General features: G+C 60.6%; 1 pseudogene. It reads right to left on the reverse strand.

Annotation, left to right across the window (positions count from 1 at the left end):
- Positions 1-3: 3 nt before the first annotated feature.
- A pseudogene (locus tag AC0L25_RS32585) lies at positions 4-203 on the reverse strand (IS110 family transposase); the annotation flags it as partial.

Below are 203 nucleotides of genomic sequence, written 5' to 3' on the forward strand. Positions count from 1 at the left end.
AAGTCAAGCTGTTTGCCATGGTTTTTGGTCCCTGACGATTGCATTGAGGATAGTAAGAAGCTTGCGCATTGTGGCGACGACGGCGACGATCTTCGGCTTGCCGGCCTTGACCAGGCGGTCGCGGAAGGCCTTGAGCACGGGGTTGTGCCTGATGGCGACGAGAGCGGCCATGAAGAGGGCGGCGCGTACGTGGCTCCTGCCAC

Source organism: Mesorhizobium sp. WSM4813 (assembly GCF_055811555.1).